The following is a 17,935-nucleotide window of genomic DNA, read 5'->3' as shown; positions in this document are numbered from 1 at the left end:
CCGGCCCATATTCAGTATGAGACATATTTGTCTCATCTGAGCTATTATCGTCTCATGCCTTCTGACCGTGAGACGCTGCTGCGCGCCGCGGCCGACTTCCTCGGCCGCAGGCCCAATGCGACGCAGGACGAGATCGCGGCCGCGGTCGGGGTGAGCCGAGCCACGCTGCATCGCCATTTCGCGGGGAAGCCGGCACTGATGGTCGCGTTGGACGAACTCGCGATCAGCGAGATGGCACACGCCCTCGACGTCGCCCGCTTGCAGGATGGTTCGGCCGTCGAGGCGTTGCGCAGGCTGATCACCGCATGCCAACCGGTATCGCCCTACCTCGCGCTGCTCTACAGCCAGACCCAGGAACTCGACGTGGACAAGTCGCTGGAGGGCTGGGCGGACATCGACTCCGCCATCACCGCGCTGTTCCAACGCGGCCAGCGCGACGGCGATGTCCGTCCCGACCTCACCGCGGCATGGCTGACCGAGGCGCTCTATTCACTGGTGGCAGGAGCGGCGTGGGCCGTTCAGGTCGGTCGCGTCGCGGGACGCGAGTTCGACCACATGATCACCGAACTGCTATTGCACGGAGTACTGACATCATGATTCGCCGCTGGTCCGCGCTCGGCGTCCTGACGCTCGCGGTTCTGCTCATCGGCATCGACGGTACGGTCCTGGCGCTGGCTACACCCTTCATCAGCCGGGATCTCGATGCCACCGGAATCCAGATCCTGTGGATCGGCGACATCTACTCGTTCGTGCTCGCCAGCCTCCTGATCACGATGGGCGGCCTCGGTGACCGGATCGGTCATCGGAAGATGTTGCTCTGGGGTGCGACGGCCTTCGCGGTGATCTCCGCCGCGACGGCGTATGCGCCCTCCGCGGAACTGTTGATCGCGGCGCGGGCCCTGCAGGGCATTGCGGGTGCGACCCTGGCGCCTGCGACGCTGGCCCTCATCCGCGGCATTTTCCCCGATGCCAAGGAACGCACACTGGCCGTCGGCATTTGGGCGTCGGCGTTCTCGGCAGGCGCCGCCTTCGGCCCGATTCTCGGCGGGATACTGCTCGAGCATTTCTGGTGGGGCTCGGTGTTCTTGATCAACGTGCCGGTGATGGTGGTCCTGGTGATCGGCGGCATCGCGCTGGTGCCCGAGCACCGCAACCCCGCCCCCGGGCCGTGGGATCTGCCCAGCGTCGTGTTGTCGATGGCGGGCATCCTCGGCGCCGTGTACGCGATCAAAGAGGTTGCCGCGCAGGGATTTCACCTCGACGTCGCCGTCGCAGCCCTGGCCGGGGCAGGTGCACTGACACTGTTCGTCCGCCGCCAACTCAGGCTGTCGCACCCCCTGATCGACGTTCGGCTGTTCGCCAACCGCGCATTCACCGGTGTGGTGAGTGCCAACTTGCTGTCCGTCCTCGGACTGTCCGGTCTGGTCTTCTTCCTGTCGCAGTACTTCCAGCTCGTCCAGGGCTTCAGCCCGTTGCAGGCCGGCCTCGCCGAACTACCCGCGGCGGTGACGGCGACGGTGTTCGGTGTGCTGGCGGGAGTCGCGGTGCGCTATTGGTCCCGGCGCGCGGTACTCACGTCAGGCCTGGCGCTGGTGGGTGTCGCCATGGCGACATTGACGGTGCTCACACCCGGCACCTCCTACCCCCAACTCGGCGTGACGCTGTTCGTCGTCGGTGTCGGGCTCGGCCTGGCGTTCACCGTGGCGAGCGACGTCATCCTGGCCAGCGTTCCGAAGGAGCGCGCCGGTGCGGCGGCCGCGGTTTCGGAGACCGCGTACGAGCTCGGGATGGCGCTCGGCATTGCCACCCTGGGCTCGATCGTCACCGGCGTGTATCGCAATTTCACTGCCCCCGAAGGCATTTCCGCTGTGGTGGTCGCTGAATCGCGTGACTCCCTCGCCGCTGCGGTCGAGGCCGCACAGACACTGCCCGCCGACCAGGCGTCCGCCCTGCTCGACGCGACGAAGCACGCGTTCACCTCGGGGCTCGCGATCGCGTCCGGCGTCGGTGCGGCGCTGATGCTGGTCTCGGCGGTCGCGGTGTGGCTGTTGCTGCGCGAACGGCTACCAGGCGCGGTCGAGGTCGGCGTGGGTTCGGATCCAGCTGTGCATGGCGATGCCTGCGGCGACTCCGGCATTGATGCTGCGGGTGGAGCCGAATTGTGCGATCGACACCGTTAATTCGGCGCCTGCACTGGCCTCCGAGGTGATGCCCGGACCTTCCTGCCCGAACACCAGTAGGCATGCTCGCGGTAACTCGACGTCCTCCAGCCGCGCGGCACCCGGCACGTTGTCGACGGCGACGACGGTCAGCCCCGCATCGACGGCGAAGGCCAACAGCCCTTCGGTGGCGTCATGGTGGCACAGCCGCTGGTAACGATCGGTCACCATTGCTCCGCGCCGATTCCACCGGCGGCGACCCACGATGTGCACGGTGTCCACCGCGAACGCGTTGGCCGTTCGGACCACCGCACCGATGTTGGCGTCGTTACCGAAGTTCTCGATCGCGATGTGCAGGGGATGCCTACGGGTGTCGATGTCGGCGATGATCGCTTCGCGTGTCCAATACCGATATGCATCAACGACATTGCGGGTGTCGCCGTCCCGCAGCAGCGCGGGGTCGTAACGGGGATCGTCGGGCAGCGGGCCTTGCCATGGGCCTACCCCGGGACCCTCGCCCCACTCGGTCGGACCCGCCTCACTCACCCTTGGCCCACATCGCGGCGTGCGTGCCGACCACCGAGAGCGTCGGATAGAGCAGTGCTTCATTCATCTCTCCCTGGGTGCACAACGTCACGCGGGTGAAGACCGCGTCGCGGGTGCTGTCAGGTAGCACGAGAGTCGACGCGCCGTAGACGTCGCAGGCGTGGCTCAGCCCGGGCGGAGGCAACGTCGGAGCCATCACCACCATCGTCGGTCCGCCGCGGCGTTTCGACTCCTCACGGTATTGCGTTGCCTGACCGGAGATCTCGAGGCCGAGCAGCATGTAGCCGTTTCCGGTGAACTCGTTGGGGTCTCCGAGCGCGGTCTGGTCGAGCATGGAGCCGTCCGCACGGAACGCGTCCACGCTGGTCGTCTTGAGCGACAGTCCGGTGGCCTCGTCTTCGACCGTAGGTAGCCCGACGGGAAACGCCACGCCGTGCGCCATCGTGGTACCGGGCGTGCGATCACGGGTCGAATAGACATAGACCCCGCGCACCTGGAGCTGGTCACGTTGTGGCCCCACACATACCGTTCCCGTCAGCCGGTCCGGCGTCTCCGACACCGGCTGCACGTCGAGGTCCGTCACGTCGCGGCACCCGCCGATGGCGGGGGCCTCGAGCGGGTGTGCCAACGCGCCGTAAAGCCCGAACCTCAGGTCTTTCGGGTCGGCATGCGGACCGTCACCCGATGGCGCCGCGTCGATGTCGATCAGGACGTTTTCGCCCTCGAAACGCAGATTGGACACCGACATGTTCCAGCCCAGGAACGCCAACGATTCGCCGATGGTCGCGGTCTGGGCGGAGTAGGTGTCGACCTTCGCGTCATCGCTCGAACAGGCCGAGGCGACCAGGAGCACCGCGGTGAGGGCAGTGAAAACTGAACGGGCGGACACTGAGCGCGACTTAGGTTCTATCCCGGCCCCGGCCAACGACTTTCGTCACCGCACGCACCACGTTTCGCGGCACCATGCGGCCACCGGTGGTCAGTGCCTTGTACTGCAGGCCGGGCACGATCACCACCTTGCCCCGTGCGACATCGGCCATCGTCTCGCGGACCACGTCGTCCACCTCCAGCCACAGGAACGACGGCGTGTTCGCCATGTCGATGCCCGCTCGTTCATGGAATTCGGTGTGCACGAAACCGGGGCACAGCGCATGTACGCCGACGCCGGTGCCACCCAGGCCGTTGGCCAGGCCCTCGGAGAACGCGACCACCCAGGCTTTGGAGGCCGAGTACGTCGAACCACGCCCAGGCAGCAGTCCGGCCACGCTGGCGACGTTGATCACCGTGCCTTCACCGGCCGCCAGCATCGGCGGCAACGCCGCGTGCGTCAGATGCATGACCGCCGTGACGTTGACGTCCAGTTGGGACTGCAGCACCGCGAGATCTGCGGTCCAGAACTCGCCGGAGGTTCCGAAACCGGCGTTGTTGACCAGAACGCGCACACCGGCGGCAAGCCGGTCGGCCACCTTCGAACGATCGGCGGCCTGCGCCAGGTCGGCGACGAGCACCTCGACGTTCGCGCCTGCCTCGTCGTGCAGTTCGGCGGCCAGCGCGTCGAGACGCTTCGCATCGCGCGCGACGAGCACGAGGTCGAAGCCGTCCACGGCATATCTGCGGGCGAATCCTGCGCCCAACCCCGACGTGGGGCCAGTGATCAGGGCGACGGGGCGTGACATGGCGACAGCTTAGTCACCGCGCCGGTCACCGCTGATAGTGCGGGGACTGCCGTCCGTTGCGCGATTGCGGTGGCTGCGGGGGCGACGCGGTTCGACGAGCCTGTTCGGGTCGCGGGGGCGCCTGGGCATACCTGCCGCCTGGAGCCTCGGCCCTGCCGGCAGGCACCTCGGAGCGCGCCGGCGCCGGCTTGAGCGGACGGCTCGGCGACCCGCTGCGGCGCGTCACCGACTGACCGACGGTCGCCTGCGACGTTGGCGGCAGCACGCGCAGCAGGTCGTTGAACTGGCGCACCGTGCGCAGGCCCTCATCCCACTGTGCCCGCGTGCTGGTCACCGGCATCGAGACCAGCGTCCAGTGCTCCTCGTTCCACATGATCTCCGCACAATCCGGCGCGGTGTGGGCGAACGTCACCATGCGGCGGTCGCAGGCGCGTCGGGCCGCGTCGAGGTTGGTCGAGTACACCATCCGCGGACCGATCGCGCCGAGCAGCCAGATGTCGTTCTCCCGCGGCTCCTTGATTCCCTTGAGCCGCAGATCGACGACCACGTTCGTGCCGACCTTGCGGTGCAGGGCGATGACGGTCGCGACGTCTTCGAGGTCGAAGATGAACACCGCTTCGCCACGGATCTGCCCGAGGACGACGTTCTTGGCGTTGATGTCGCCGACGGTCGACATCACACCGCGCTTCCAGCGCTTCAGGATGTCGCTCGACTCGTGTTCATAGTCGAAACCGTGCGACTTCGCCCACGACTTGCGGCGACGACCCAGCCCACGTCGACGGTCGATGTCGACGTACAGAAGAACCGCCGCACCCACGAAACAGAGCGCGGACAGCGTGAACCAGAGCGGGACCATTACGTCGTAGCTTACTTGCAGGTAGCCCTCAAGTCCGAACTCGAGCAGATCACAGGCTCGTCACATAGCGACTTTCCCTGTCATATGCCGACTACCAGCTTCTTCGCATCGCAACCTCTGGGTCACTCGGGAAAGGACGCCTCGGCGAGCTGGAGGATCTCGGTCCGGTCAGCCGCCACGATGAAACCCGCGTCGATCGCGCGATCCAGCGCGTCGCCGAAACGCGCCAGGTAGTCGGCGGCGCCGCCAGGATAAAGCGCGCGCACCGTGTCGGCGTCGAACACCTCCCCGGTACCGAACAAGAAGGACATGGGGCTCTCGTCGGGCGCGAGGCCCGATGTCCGCGCAATCGGCACGTCGACCCACGGCGTACGGACTCCGCCCACGGCGAGTTCGTGATCGTCGAGCACCAGCGCCGGGACGTCCGCGCCGGTGAGGGCCATCGGCTGCGCCGTGGCCGCAGGCGCGCCGGTACGAACCCAGTCGTTGAGGGCCGCGATCGCGGCCTGCAGCACGTAGTGATGCTGGGGCGCGAAGTTGATGTAGTAGGACAGGTTCGTCCCCATCAACTCGTTCGTGGGTGCGTAGGCCGCGACAAGGCCCTCCAGCGGCAGCGAGCCGTCGTCGATGAAGCCGACCCGAATCGTGTAGTTGTCGGCGTGCGCGGTGCCGGGTATCTCCCACACCCGCAACCTGTCGTTGTCCGGTCGGCGGGCGTGGTGGTAGCCGAGCAGATGGCCGTCGACCAGATCGGTCTCGGTGATCACCGATAGCACCGGGACCCGCAGATCGTCCCGGAAGGGCGCAGGCCGTGACTCTTCCAGCGCGCTGCCGCCGCGGAGTGCAGCGGCGGGACCGAACCGCGAGTGCACGAGGAAGCCATCAAAAACTTGAGTGACCGCGTCGACCTCGTTCACATAGGTGGTCAGAAACATCGCCGACTGGGATTCCCCCACCGCGAGAACCGCTTTCGGCTGCAGTCTGTCGATACCACCCTCACTGACCAAACGGCCGATCTGGGTGTAGATGTCATAGGCGAACTGGTCACCCGGATGATTGAGCTGCGAATAGCGTTCGCGGTCTTGGGCTTTCAGCGACATGTCGATACCGATCAGGTTGTCACCGCCCTCGACGCCGACGTACTGGGCGGACACCGCGACGTAGGCGTAGCCGGCGCGCGCGATCTCGCGATGCGCCATCAGCCAGACCGCGGGTGCGTCGATGCCGCCGCTGACGTTGAGCCATTCGACGACGGCGGTGCCGTTGAACGCGCCCTTCGGGCGGCACACCACGATGCGGGTCGTGTAGTCCGCCGTCTCGCCGGTGGCATACGAGCGTGCGGTGCCGGAGATGACGAACTCCTCGGCGCCGTAGCCGAGCGTGGCCAGCTCGTAGGCGCCGAGGAGCAGGTTGGGTCTACCGGGGAGGGACGAGACGCGAGTGCTCATCCCCCATCGATATCAGGCTCAGCCCAGGACCAGCGAATCGCCGTCCGCGCTGACGTTGACCGGCACCACGTCGCCGTCATGGACCTCGCCGGCAAGCAGCATCTTGGCGAGCTGGTCGCCGATGGCCTGCTGGATCAGCCGCCGCAGCGGACGCGCACCGTAGAGCGGGTCGAAACCGCGATGCGCCAACCACTGCTTGGCGGGCAGCGACACCTCCAGCGTCAGCCTGCGTTGCGCCAGCCGCTTCGACAGCTGCTGCAGTTGGATGTCGACGATCGCCACCAGCTCACCGGGTTCGAGCGCGTCGAAGACGATGACGTCGTCGAGCCGGTTGATGAACTCGGGCTTGAACGCCGAGCGCACCGCGGCCATCACCTGCTCCTCGGTGCCACCGGCGCCGAGGTTGGACGTCAGGATCAGGATCGTGTTGCGGAAGTCGACCGTCCGGCCCTGACCGTCGGTCAGCCTGCCCTCGTCGAGCACGGCAAGCAGCACGTCGAACACGTCCGGGTGAGCCTTCTCGATCTCGTCGAACAGAATCACCGTGTACGGACGCCGCCGCACCGCTTCGGTCAGCTGCCCGCCCTGGTCATAACCGATGTACCCGGGAGGCGCACCGACGAGGCGGGCCACCGAGTGCTTCTCGCCGTACTCGCTCATGTCGATGCGGACCATGGCACGTTCGTCGTCGAACAGGAACTCCGCCAACGCTTTCGCGAGCTCCGTCTTACCGACACCGGTCGGGCCGAGGAACATGAACGATCCCGTCGGCCGGTTGGGGTCGGCGACACCGGCACGGCTGCGCCGCACCGCGTCGGACACGGCCTGCACGGCCTTCTTCTGCCCGACGACGCGCTTGCCCAGCTCGTCCTCCATGCGCAACAGCTTGGCGGTCTCGCCCTCGAGCATGCGGCCCGCGGGAATGCCGGTCCATGCCGACACCACGTCGGCGATGTCGTCGGGTCCGACCTCCTCTTTGAGCATCACGCCCTCGCGCGCCTCGGCATGGGGCACCGCCGCATCGAGCTTTTTCTCGATCTCCGGGATGCGCCCGTACCGAAGCTCGGAGGCTTTCGCCAGGTCACCGTCGCGCTCGGCCCGGTCGGCCTCCCCACGCAGCGTCTCGAGCTGCTCCTTGAGCTCACGGACCACGTCGATGGCGCTCTTCTCGTTCTGCCACCGCGTCGTGAGTTCGGCCAGCTTCTCCTTGTAGTCGGCGAGCTCGGCACGCAGCTTCACCAGCCGTTCCTTGGAGGCGTCGTCCTCCTCCTTGGCCAGCGCCATCTCCTCGATCTCGAGCCGGCGCACCAGGCGCTCGACCTCGTCGACCTCGACGGGCCGCGAGTCGATCTCCATCCGCAGCCGGGACGCGGCCTCATCGACGAGGTCGATCGCCTTGTCGGGCAGGAAGCGGCTGGTGATGTAGCGATCGGACAGGGTCGCCGCCGACACCAGTGCGGAGTCGGTGATCCGCACGCCGTGGTGCACCTCGTAGCGGTCCTTGAGCCCGCGCAGAATGCCCACAGTGTCCTCGACGGACGGCTCGCCGACGAGCACCTGCTGGAAGCGACGTTCGAGCGCGGCGTCCTTCTCGATGTACTTGCGGTACTCGTCGAGGGTGGTGGCGCCGACGAGCCTCAGCTCGCCGCGGGCCAGCATCGGCTTGATCATGTTGCCCGCGTCCATCGCAGATTCGCCGGTCGCGCCTGCGCCGACGATGGTGTGCAACTCGTCGATGAAGGTGATGATCTGACCGGCCGAGTTCTTGATGTCGTCGAGGACAGCCTTCAGCCGCTCCTCGAACTCACCGCGGTACTTAGCACCGGCGACCATCGAGCCCATATCCAATGACACGACGGTCTTGTCGCGCAGGCTCTCGGGTACGTCGCCGGCCACGATGCGCTGGGCCAGGCCCTCGACGATCGCCGTCTTGCCGACGCCGGGCTCGCCGATCAGCACCGGATTGTTCTTGGTACGACGGCTCAGCACCTGAACGACGCGGCGAATCTCGTTGTCGCGCCCGATGACCGGATCCAGCTTGCCCTCTCTGGCGCGGGCGGTCAGGTCGGTGGAGTACTTCTCCAGCGCCTGGTACGTGGCTTCCGGATCAGGGTTGGTTACCCGGGCGCTCCCGCGCACGTTTCCGAACGCGTCGCGCAGCACCTGCGGTGACGCGCCGTGGCCGCTGAGCAGCTTGGCGACGTCGGAGTCGCCGGTGGCCAGGCCGACGAGCAGATGCTCGGTGGAGACGTATTCGTCGTCCATCTCGGTGGCCAGGTGGGTGGCCGTCGTGATCGCAGCGATCGACTGGGGTGCCAGCTGCGGTTGCGTACTCGACCCCGATGCGCTGGGTAACCGGTCGAGAAGTCGTTGCGCTTCTGCACGGATCGTCGCGGGTTCGACGCCGACGGCCTCCAACAACGGTGCGGCAATGCCATCGTTCTGAGTGAGCAGTGCCATCAACAAATGGGCGGGCGTGATCTGTGGGTTGCCGGCGGCGGTAGCCGCTTGCAGCGCCGAAGTCAGGGCCGCCTGGGTTTTGGTCGTCGGATTGAACGAGTCCACGACGCCTCCCTTTCTATGTACTTCAGGGCCGCACAAAGGGCCCTTGGAATGCTTGTCGCGTTGTACAACGCCGTCAAGGTTGAGTCTGTTCCGCTCAACTTTAACTTTTTTGCCAGCACAACGCCAGCGCGTACCGAGCCGCTGATCCAGCAACCACCCGCCACGTCCCTCTACGATGGCGGAATCCAACTCGGGCAAAGCCGCATGGGGGAAGACGTTTGGACCTCAACACCGTCACCGATGTGGTCCGCCAACCGCTCGATCCGCCAGGGGCGCACTGGCGCGACGGCGATGCCTTCCTCGCGGGCGGCACCTGGCTGTTCTCGGATCAGCAACCACACCTGCGGCGGCTGATCGATCTGGCGCCGCTGGGCTGGGACGCCCTCACGGTCGAGGAGACTGGGCTGGAGATCGGCGCGATGTGCACGATCCGCGACCTGTACGCGCTCACGGTACCGAGCGACTGGCCCGCCGCGTCGCTGCTGCAGACAAGCTGTGAGGCGTTCCTGGCCTCGTTCAAGGTGTGGAACACCGCGACGGTCGGCGGGAACATCTGCATGTCGCTGCCCGCCGGCCCGATGATCACGATGACAGTTGCGCTGGAGGCCACTTACACCTTGCGCGCGCCCGACGGCTCCGAGCGCACCGTCGACGCGGCCGACTTCGTCACCGGAAACAACGCCAACATCCTGGCGCCCGGAGAGGTGCTGCGGAAGATCGACATTCCGGCGAGTGCCTTGCGAAAGCGGCACACCCACCGACGGTTCACCCTGACCAAGCTCGGCCGATCGACGATCTTCATCGTCGCGACCCAACGTCAGGACGACATGCTGCTGACCATCACCGCGGGTACCACCCGCCCGGTACGCATGAGATTCGATTCGATGCCAGACGCCGATGCGCTCGCCCGACGTATCGACGAATTGCCCGATGAGCTCTGGTTCGACGACCCTAACGGCAGCCCGGACCACCGGCGCCACCTCGCCGCGCACTACGCCGAGGACATCCGCGCCGAGTTCGCGCGGGGGGCTTCGTGACCTACACCGTGAACGGCGCGGCCTTCGACGAGCAGCCCAGACCCGGCCAGTGTCTGCGTACCTTCGTCCGCTCGCTGGGCCACCTCGGGGTCAAAAAAGGTTGTGACGCAGGTGATTGCGGAGCCTGCACGGTGTGGCTCGACGGCGATCCGGTGCACAGCTGCATCACTCCCGCCTTCCGCGCGGAGGGGCGGGAAGTCACCACCATCGAGGGCCTTGGCACGCCGGACAATCTGCATCCCATGCAACAGCGATTTCTCGACGGACCGGGATTCCAGTGTGGATTCTGCACCGCGGGGATGATCATGACGTCGGCCACCTTCACCGACGAGCAGAAGCGCGACCTGCCGCGCGCGCTGAAGGGAAACCTGTGTCGCTGCACCGGGTATCGCGCCATCGAGGACGCGATCAACGGCGTCAAGGGAGTCGAGGACGCCGCACCCGGTGAGGCCGTGGGCGCCAACGTTGTTGCGCCGGCAGCAACCGGGGTCGTGACCGGGACGGTCGAATTCACCATGGACACCGCGATGCCGGAGATGCTTCATCTCAAGGTGCTGCACTCACCGCACGCCCATGCGCGCGTCGTCTCCATCGACACGTCCGCCGCGCTCGAGGTTCCCGGCGTCCAGCGCGTATACACGTGGCAGGACGTCCCCCGTAAGCGATTCAGCACGGCGATCCACACCGACCACCTCGTCGATCCCGACGACACCTACATACTCGACAACGTCATGCGGTTCGTGGGCCAGCGCGTCGTGGCGGTGGTCGCCGAGTCCGTAGGCGCCGCCGAAGAGGGTTGCCGCAAGGTCGCCGTGGAGTACGAGGTGCTGCCGGCGGTCTTCGACCCCGAGGAGGCGATGGCCGACGGCGCGCCCCAATTGCACAGCTACGACGATCCGTTCGCGCACGACAAGCTGCGCAACATCCTGCTCGAACTGCATGGCGAGGTCGGCGACGTCGAGGCCGGATTCGCCGCGGCCGACGTGATCCACGAGGGCACCTACTTCACGCCCCGCGTCCAGCACGCCCACCTCGAAACACATGGATCGATCGCCTGGATGGAGGAGGGGCGATTGCATGTGCGCACCAGTTCGCAGTCGCCGTCGGTCGCGAAACTCAAACTCTCCCACCTGTTCAACCTTCGGCCGGACGAGCTGCGGGTGTTCTGCAAGAGGGTCGGCGGCGGGTTCGGCGGCAAGCAGGAGGTCATCTCCGAAGACCTGGTCGCGCTGGCGGCACTGGACACCGGCAGGCCCGTTTGCTGGGAGTACACCCGGGAAGAGTCGTTCACCACAGCATCACCGCGTCACCCGATGAAGGTCACCGTGAAGCTGGGCGCGAAGGCCGACGGCACGCTGACCGCCTTCCAATTCCGCAACGTGTCCAATACCGGCGCATACGGAAACCACGGCGGCGAGACGCTGTTCGCCGGCGGTGCCGCCATGATGCAATACCGATGCCCCAACAAGAGATTCGACGGCTACTCGGTGTACACGAACACCGTGCCCAGCGGAGCGCTGCGCGGATACGGCATGACCCAGCCGTCGTTCGCGGTCGAGTCCGCGATGACCGAGTTGGCGCTGGCGCTCGGTATGGATCCGCTGGAATTGCGCCGCCGCAACGTGATTGTGCCCGGCGATGCGCTGGTGGCGGTCGGTGAGCACCCAGAAGATGTGAGTTTCACCGAGGACGGGCTGACGGCCTGCATCGACCTGGTGGACGACGCGTTGCGCCGCATGCCTCCCGAGCCGAGCCTCGGACCAGATTGGCTGGTCGGCACGGGTACCGCGAGCTCCATCCACGAGACCGCGCCGCCCACCGACCACGTGTCGGAAGCCTGGGCGACCCTGCGGGACGATGGCAGCTACGAGATCGCCGTGGGAACAGTCGAATTCGGTGAAGGCACGTCCACGGCGCACGTCCAGATCGCGGCGAGCGTGCTCGGCACGACGACGTCTCGGATCCATCTCGTGCAATCCGACACCGACAGGACGGGTTTCGACACCGGCGCGTTCGCAAGCGCCGGCCTGTTCGTGTCCGGCAACGCGGTACAGAACGCCGCGACCGCGCTACGCGACAGCATCCTGCACTTCGCCGCGGGCCACGTCGGCGTCGGTGTCGGCGAATGTTCGATGGACGACGACGGGGTGCTGTGTGCCGACACCAGATTGACGCTGGCCCAGGTACTGGTGGCCGCCCGTGAGCGTGGTAGGCGGTTCACCGTGGCGCGCAAGGCCTATGGTTCGCCGCGCAGCGTGACGTCCAATGCGCACGGCTTCCGTATCGCCGTCCACCGGATCACCGGCGAAGTCCGCATTCTCTACAGCGTGCATGCCGCTGATCCCGGCGTCGTGATCAATCCGCAGCAGGTCCGCGGACAGATCGAAGGCGGGGTCGCACAGGCCATCGGCTTCGCGCTCACCGAGAACTTCCATGTCGACAGCAACGGAGTGATGGTCAATCCCAACCTGCGCAACTATCGCATCCCCACCTACGCCGACGTGCCGCGCACCGAAGTCCTCCTCGTCGAGACCCAGGACTCGGTGGGACCCATGAAGGCGAAGGGCATCGCCGAGTCGAACGTCAACCCGGTGGCACCGGCACTGGCCAACGCACTGCACGACGCCACTGGAGTGCGCTATCGCGAGCTGCCGTTCACCCCGGAACGCATCTATCGACGCCTGATCGAGCACCGTCTTTCTCCCGCAACCTGATTGGCAGGACATGGACACGACAGGGGCCACCGATACCACCGCGACGGTGATCATCAGTCAGCGCATTCGGCCCGGCCAGGAGCAGGCGTTCGAGGCGTGGCAGCTCAACATGAACCGCGAAGCCGGCAAGTACCCAGGCTTCATCGCCGCCGAGATCAACCAGCCCACCGGGGTCCAAAGCGATTGGGTGATCGTCTATCGCTTCGACTCGGTCGCGCATGTCCAGACATGGCTCAACAGCGCCACCCGTCAGGAGATGCTACTCAAGGCCGAGCAGTACTTCGAAGGGCCGGGCACCCAGCAGGTCATCGGCGGCGGTGGCCGAAGGTCGGATCCACTGGTGACCGTGGTGGTGACGCACCGGGTCGATCCGGCCGATGTCGACGAGTTCCTCGCCTGGCAGGAGCGACTTCGGCTGGCGGAGAGCGCTTTTCCGGGATTCCGCGGGTCCGAGCTGTTCCGTCCGGTGGAGGGTGTTCAGGAGGAGTGGACCGCGCTGTATCGCTACAGCACCGCCGACGATCTCGATCGTTGGCTGGTTTCGGGCGAACGCAAGCAGCTGCTCGCCGAGGGTGCGAAGTTCAAGGACTACCAATCCAGAACAGTCGACAACTCCTTCGGCAACTGGTTCGCCTTCGACGACACGGGCGCCGAGGCTCCACCGCCGTCGAACTTCAAGACCTCCGTCGCGGTGTGGGTCGGCGTCTACCCCACTGTGGTGGTGATCGCCTTGGCGCTCTGGCCGTTGCGGTTGCCGTTATGGCTGAATCTGCTGATCGGAAACCTGTTGTCCAGCTTGGCACTCAGTTACTTCGTGATGCCGCGTTTCGTCAATCCGTTGCTCAAGAACTGGCTGCGGCCGCCGCCCGATGTCTCGGTCACCAAGACCAACTGGCGTGGATTTGCACTCGTGCTCGTCGTCATGTCGATGTTGAGCGCGACCTTCTACCTCATCACCAAGGTGCTCCTGCAGATGCCCTAACGGCCGCCCAGCGGCGTCGGTCCCGCCGGCATCTTCGGCAGGGTGGTGAGTAGCTTCGGCGCCAACGTCGTCGCATCCGGGGCTGGTCGCTCCAGGGTGTACTTGCGGACCTCCTGGCCACCAGCAGTGGTTCCCGCCACAACGAGATCGGCTCCGTAGACGGTGCTGCTCGTCGCGACGGTCGACCCGCCGGGGAACGGTGTGAACGATGCGATCTCGGCGTATTCGATGTTCTCCTCATGGTGGTTGGGGCTGTCGAGGTACATGCCGGGCTGCCCGTCGAGCTTGGAGCCCGTCGACCACACCCGCACGGTGCCCGGCCCTGCGAGTTGGCTGGTGATGATGCTCATGGCGCCACCCTCGCCACCGGCAACCCATCCGGTCGACAGCGCGACCCCGTCCCTGTAGTCCTCTGCGTAGGCGAAAAATTTGATGTCATCCTGGGCTCATTGGGCTTTGCGGCGTGCTCGGTAGCCGTGCCGTTGGCCTGCGCCCGCGCGGTCGGCGTGTAGAGGTCCCACCGGAACGACTTGACGAGCGGCGCATCGCCGGGACCCGGCGCGGTCACGATGGTCTCGCGGCCTGAACCGAATTCGACCATTCCGGTGGCCAGCGTTACCCCGGACTGCGATCCGGGATAGGGCGTGAACGCGGAGAACACGTCGGGCTCCTTGCCCGACTCGGACGGCAGCTTCGAGGTATACACCTTCACCTGCGACTCTGTGCCCGGACCGGTACCGACGATGATGTTGTCGGCCAATGAGTTTCCGTCGATGTCCGCCCCGGCGACGGTCACACCGCCGGTGAAGTCGGAGTCGAACGGGACGAACCGGGTGATCTCGGTCTTGAACAGGCCCAGGTCGGTGTCGTTGCCGTCGTACGCGACGACCTCCGGCGTGGCGCCCTTACCGGTTCCGACAAGCAGATCGAGAATCATGTCGCCGTTCACGTCGGCCATCGCCACCGACGGCGTGCCCTCGAAATCCGGGAACGGGACGACGGTCTGCAGCACCTTGTCGCCGTTGCCATCCCGGACCTGGACGGAAGCCGGTTTACCATCGGAGCCGGGATTGGCCACGGCGTATGTCGACACCTCGGGGATGACGTTGATGGTGGCCATGAGTCCGTTGTCCTCATGGTTGAGGCGGTGGCAGTGGATCACGTACGTGCCCGCGAACTCCGAGAACTCCTGGCGCAGGGTCAGCGTCGCGGGCGTGCTCACCACGTGCATGTCGTTGAATACCGGCGCGGGCACGTTGACGTTGTCGAGCCCCCAGGGTTGTACGCCGGTCCTGCCCCTATGCGGATCATCGATGGCCATCACTTGAAAGTCGTTGACGTGGATGTGCATTGGATGCGCATCGTTGTTCTGATTGACGATCGTCCACTCCTCAACGGAGTTGAGCCGCGGCTGGATCAGCGAGACGTTCGGGAACCCGGCGGGTTCGAACTGGTAGATGACGGCCTTGGGATCGTTGTTGCTGGCGATGTTGCCACCGATGGTGTCGGTGATCGTCATGGTCCGTTTGACGGCGGGGGTCATCACCGACGTGTCCACGAACGACGTATAGGCGTCGAGGTTCTGCCCGGGTTCGAAAGCGGTGGTCTTTCCTTCGCCACTGGTGTCGGGCGTGGCACGGATCAGGGTCTGCGTCGGGAACACGAAGAAGCCGTCGGCGAACGCCATGTACTTGGGATCGACCGTGAGAGTGCCCAGCACCGCGGGTGTGTTCTTGGTCCCGTTGTTGGTATAGAGCACACCGGGATTCACGAGCGGCTTGGCATCGGGGTCCGGCGGGAACTCCAGGACCAGATCCCCCTCCTTGGGCATCGTGACCGCGATCGCATACCGTGACCCGGGCGGCACGCTGAGCGTTGTCCCATCCCCGTAGACCGGGCGACCGACCTGTGTGTAGGGGTTACCGTCCTGCCCGACTATCGAGAACTTCGGATGGTCGCCGGTGGCGGTCTCGGTCAATCGCAGTGTCATATAGGCGATATCGCTGATATTGGCGACCGTCCAGATCTCCGTCTGACCCGGCTTGATCTTCAGTTCCGGCTGGAACTGGCCGTTCACGGTGAACTGCACGTCGCGCTGATTGTCAGGCAGGCCCGGGTTCTCGGCGACCTTTGTCGTCGGACTGTCGAAGCTCATCAGATTCGAGGGGATGAACTGAGTCTGGCCGCGATTGTTGCGCGGTGACAGCGGTCCGGCCCACCACGGCGTCAGGTACTGGGCGCCGACTGTGGTGTCGGCGATGTTCACCGGCGCCAGGCTCGGCTGGTACGTGCCGTCGGCGAGCTGGTTCCCGTCGGGCGGTTCGAGCGTGCTCGCCCACTGTGGCCAGCTGTAGTTGTTGAGCTGGTGCCCCTTGCCGCTACGGTCGAACACGTAGTTGTACTGAATCGCCATGTTGCGGATGGGAATATCGTTCTGCGTGACCAGCGGCAGATTGCCGTCGGGGCGACCGATCTCCAACAGGCCGGCCAATCCGGCGTACGTCTGCTGCGACGTCATCGTGTGCCGGTGGCTGTGATACCAGTACAGCCCATTGGGCATGTTCTCGGGCACGTCGTAGGTGAAAGTGTTGCTCATACCGGCAGGAATCGACAACAACACGTTGTCGGCATTGCCCGACGGGCTGATGTGCAGACCGTGGGTGTGCAGGTTCAACGGCGCCTCTTTGAGAGCGGGCGGATACAGCGGCACCTCACCGCCCTTGGGCGTCATCGCGGGATCGTAGAAGTCCGGGATCGTCAGATTCTGAAGATCGTTGTCGTAGTGGACGATCAGCTTTTCGCCGGGTTCCACCCGCATCGTGGGCGCGGGATAGACGTTGTCGCCCTTCGTCGATCCGTCCGAGCTCGTACCTTTGACAAGGTCGTAGGAGAAGATCAGGAAATTGGTGACCGGCTCTTTGACTGTGTCGAGGTTGACGGTGCCCTGGTGCGCCGACAGTCGCACCTCGAGTACGCCGTCCTCGCTCGACAGCCGCACGGGCTCCCTGAACGGGGCGGGTCTGCCGTCGGGTCCGGCGTTGACTCCGGCCTGCGGCGCGGGCGCTTCTTTGTCACGCGAGCATGCGGTTGCCGCCGCGATCAACGTGACGATCAACATCAGAGCAATACACGCGCGTGAACCGGGCCGCCGCATGCGCAGATGCTATCGGCATGGTGGTCGCCTGGGCGGCCATCGCTTCATACGGACAGTCCCCTTGGTCAATGATTGCTACGTTGCGTATCGAATGACGCGACGAGAGGGTGAGCATTGTCGGACAACTGGGGATCGGTGCTGATCGAGCTCATACCGCTCGCACTGGTCGTGGCACTTTCGCCGTTGTCGATCATCCCGGCGGTGCTGGTGCTGCAAACGCCCCGGCCACGGCCGGCGGGGCTGGCTTTCCTGACGGGTTGGCTGATCGGCCTCGCGGCGTTGACGAGCATCTTCCTCGCAGTGTCCGGCCTCATCGGCGGACTCGGTGGCAAGCCGCCCGGCTGGGCGTCCTGGCTACGCATCGTGGTCGGTGCGGCGTTGATCGTGTTCGGCATCTATCGATGGCTCACCCGCAAGAAGGCTGCGCACGTTCCAAAGTGGCTGCAGAGCATGTCCAAGCTCACTCCCGCTCGTGCCGGCGTGACAGGTCTTGTCCTCACCGCAGTCAATCCCAAGGTGCTGTTCATCTGTGCCGCTGCGGGTTTGGCCATCGGCACGACGGGGATGGCCGACGCCCGAGTGTGGTTGGCGGTCATCTGGTACGTCGCGGTCGCCGGCTCGACGGTCGCATTGCCGATCCTGGCCTATGCCGTGTCGGGCGATCGCCTCGTCGAGCCCCTGCGACGGCTGCGGGACTGGATGGAGCGCCAGCATGCCGTGCTCGTCGCGGGCATTCTCGTCGTGATCGGTCTTCTGGTGCTGTACAAGGGAATTCACGGCCTGGTCCTTTGAGGCTGC

The 17,935-nt window shown here is 65.7% G+C and carries 12 protein-coding genes and 1 pseudogene; 6 read left to right on the top strand and 7 right to left on the bottom strand.

Going from position 1 to position 17,935, the window contains the following annotated elements; translation table 11 throughout:
• The first annotated feature begins 54 nt into the window (after nt 1-54).
• Nucleotides 55-597, top strand: a complete 543-nt coding sequence (locus tag M1248_RS28285; protein WP_163734095.1) for a TetR/AcrR family transcriptional regulator — start codon at nt 55-57, stop codon at nt 595-597.
• Nucleotides 594-2,180: an MFS transporter gene (locus M1248_RS28280; RefSeq protein ID WP_163734092.1), complete on the top strand. Its 1,587-nt coding sequence runs from the start codon at nt 594-596 to the stop codon at nt 2,178-2,180. The genes M1248_RS28285 and M1248_RS28280 overlap by 4 nt, the downstream gene beginning before the upstream one ends.
• On the opposite strand, the gene M1248_RS28275 is transcribed toward M1248_RS28280, so the two are convergent.
• The 6 genes from M1248_RS28275 to clpB form a co-directional block, all read right to left on the bottom strand.
• Nucleotides 2,064-2,705: a TrmH family RNA methyltransferase gene (locus tag M1248_RS28275; protein ID WP_232076297.1), complete on the bottom strand. Its 642-nt coding sequence runs from the start codon at nt 2,703-2,705 to the stop codon at nt 2,064-2,066. The genes M1248_RS28280 and M1248_RS28275 overlap by 117 nt on opposite strands.
• Nucleotides 2,698-3,594, bottom strand: coding sequence for a hypothetical protein (locus M1248_RS28270; RefSeq protein ID WP_163734086.1), 897 nt, complete (start codon nt 3,592-3,594; stop codon nt 2,698-2,700). The genes M1248_RS28275 and M1248_RS28270 overlap by 8 nt, the downstream gene beginning before the upstream one ends.
• Nucleotides 3,595-3,604: 10 nt before the next feature.
• Complete coding sequence (locus M1248_RS28265; RefSeq protein ID WP_163734084.1) at nt 3,605-4,381, bottom strand: SDR family NAD(P)-dependent oxidoreductase; 777 nt, start codon at nt 4,379-4,381, stop codon at nt 3,605-3,607.
• 25 nt (nt 4,382-4,406) lie between these two features.
• Complete coding sequence (gene ttfA, locus M1248_RS28260; protein ID WP_163734081.1) at nt 4,407-5,237, bottom strand: trehalose monomycolate transport factor TtfA; 831 nt, start codon at nt 5,235-5,237, stop codon at nt 4,407-4,409.
• A gap of 122 nt (nt 5,238-5,359) precedes the next feature.
• Complete coding sequence (locus M1248_RS28255) at nt 5,360-6,685, bottom strand: alpha/beta hydrolase domain-containing protein (RefSeq protein WP_163734078.1); 1,326 nt, start codon at nt 6,683-6,685, stop codon at nt 5,360-5,362.
• 18 nt (nt 6,686-6,703) lie between these two features.
• Nucleotides 6,704-9,250: an ATP-dependent chaperone ClpB gene (gene clpB, locus M1248_RS28250; RefSeq protein ID WP_163734075.1), complete on the bottom strand. Its 2,547-nt coding sequence runs from the start codon at nt 9,248-9,250 to the stop codon at nt 6,704-6,706.
• A gap of 218 nt (nt 9,251-9,468) precedes the next feature.
• On the opposite strand from clpB, the gene M1248_RS28245 reads away from it, so the two are divergent.
• Genes M1248_RS28245 through M1248_RS28235 form a run of 3 tightly spaced genes read left to right on the top strand, consistent with a single transcriptional unit; the run spans nt 9,469 to nt 13,983 of the window.
• On the top strand, nt 9,469-10,287 hold the full coding sequence (locus M1248_RS28245; protein WP_163734072.1) for an FAD binding domain-containing protein: 819 nt from the start codon (nt 9,469-9,471) through the stop codon (nt 10,285-10,287).
• Nucleotides 10,284-13,001, top strand: coding sequence for a molybdopterin-dependent oxidoreductase (locus M1248_RS28240; protein WP_163734069.1), 2,718 nt, complete (start codon nt 10,284-10,286; stop codon nt 12,999-13,001). Before M1248_RS28245 ends, M1248_RS28240 begins: the two co-directional genes overlap by 4 nt.
• 10 nt (nt 13,002-13,011) lie before the next feature.
• The gene (locus tag M1248_RS28235; RefSeq protein WP_163734066.1) at nt 13,012-13,983 is read left to right on the top strand and encodes an antibiotic biosynthesis monooxygenase; all 972 of its coding nucleotides are present in this window, start codon (nt 13,012-13,014) and stop codon (nt 13,981-13,983) included.
• Here the strand turns inward: M1248_RS28235 and M1248_RS28230 are convergent.
• Nucleotides 13,980-17,137: pseudogene (locus M1248_RS28230) on the bottom strand (multicopper oxidase family protein). The gene M1248_RS28235 and the pseudogene M1248_RS28230 sit on opposite strands and share 4 nt — an antisense overlap.
• Before the next feature lie 114 nt (nt 17,138-17,251).
• On the opposite strand from M1248_RS28230, the gene M1248_RS28225 reads away from it, so the two are divergent.
• Nucleotides 17,252-17,929, top strand: a complete 678-nt coding sequence (locus M1248_RS28225) for a GAP family protein (RefSeq protein ID WP_163734060.1) — start codon at nt 17,252-17,254, stop codon at nt 17,927-17,929.
• Nucleotides 17,930-17,935: the final 6 nt, after the last annotated feature.

The sequence above is a fragment of the Mycobacterium sp. 29Ha genome, from assembly GCF_032883055.1.
GTDB lineage: Bacteria > Actinomycetota > Actinomycetes > Mycobacteriales > Mycobacteriaceae > Mycobacterium > Mycobacterium gallinarum.
This window is presented reverse-complemented; position numbering and strand designations above follow the sequence as displayed.

Excerpts from the sequence above, each read along its gene's own strand:
- M1248_RS28285 (WP_163734095.1), top strand. The coding sequence starts at position 55 with ATGCCTTCTGACCGTGAGACGCTGCTGCGCGCCGCGGCCGACTTCCTC.
- M1248_RS28280 (WP_163734092.1), top strand. The coding sequence starts at position 594 with ATGATTCGCCGCTGGTCCGCGCTCGGCGTCCTGACGCTCGCGGTTCTG.
- M1248_RS28265 (WP_163734084.1), bottom strand. The coding sequence starts at position 4,381 with ATGTCACGCCCCGTCGCCCTGATCACTGGCCCCACGTCGGGGTTGGGC.
- ttfA (WP_163734081.1), bottom strand. The coding sequence starts at position 5,237 with ATGGTCCCGCTCTGGTTCACGCTGTCCGCGCTCTGTTTCGTGGGTGCG.
- M1248_RS28255 (WP_163734078.1), bottom strand. The coding sequence starts at position 6,685 with ATGAGCACTCGCGTCTCGTCCCTCCCCGGTAGACCCAACCTGCTCCTC.
- M1248_RS28235 (WP_163734066.1), top strand. The coding sequence starts at position 13,012 with ATGGACACGACAGGGGCCACCGATACCACCGCGACGGTGATCATCAGT.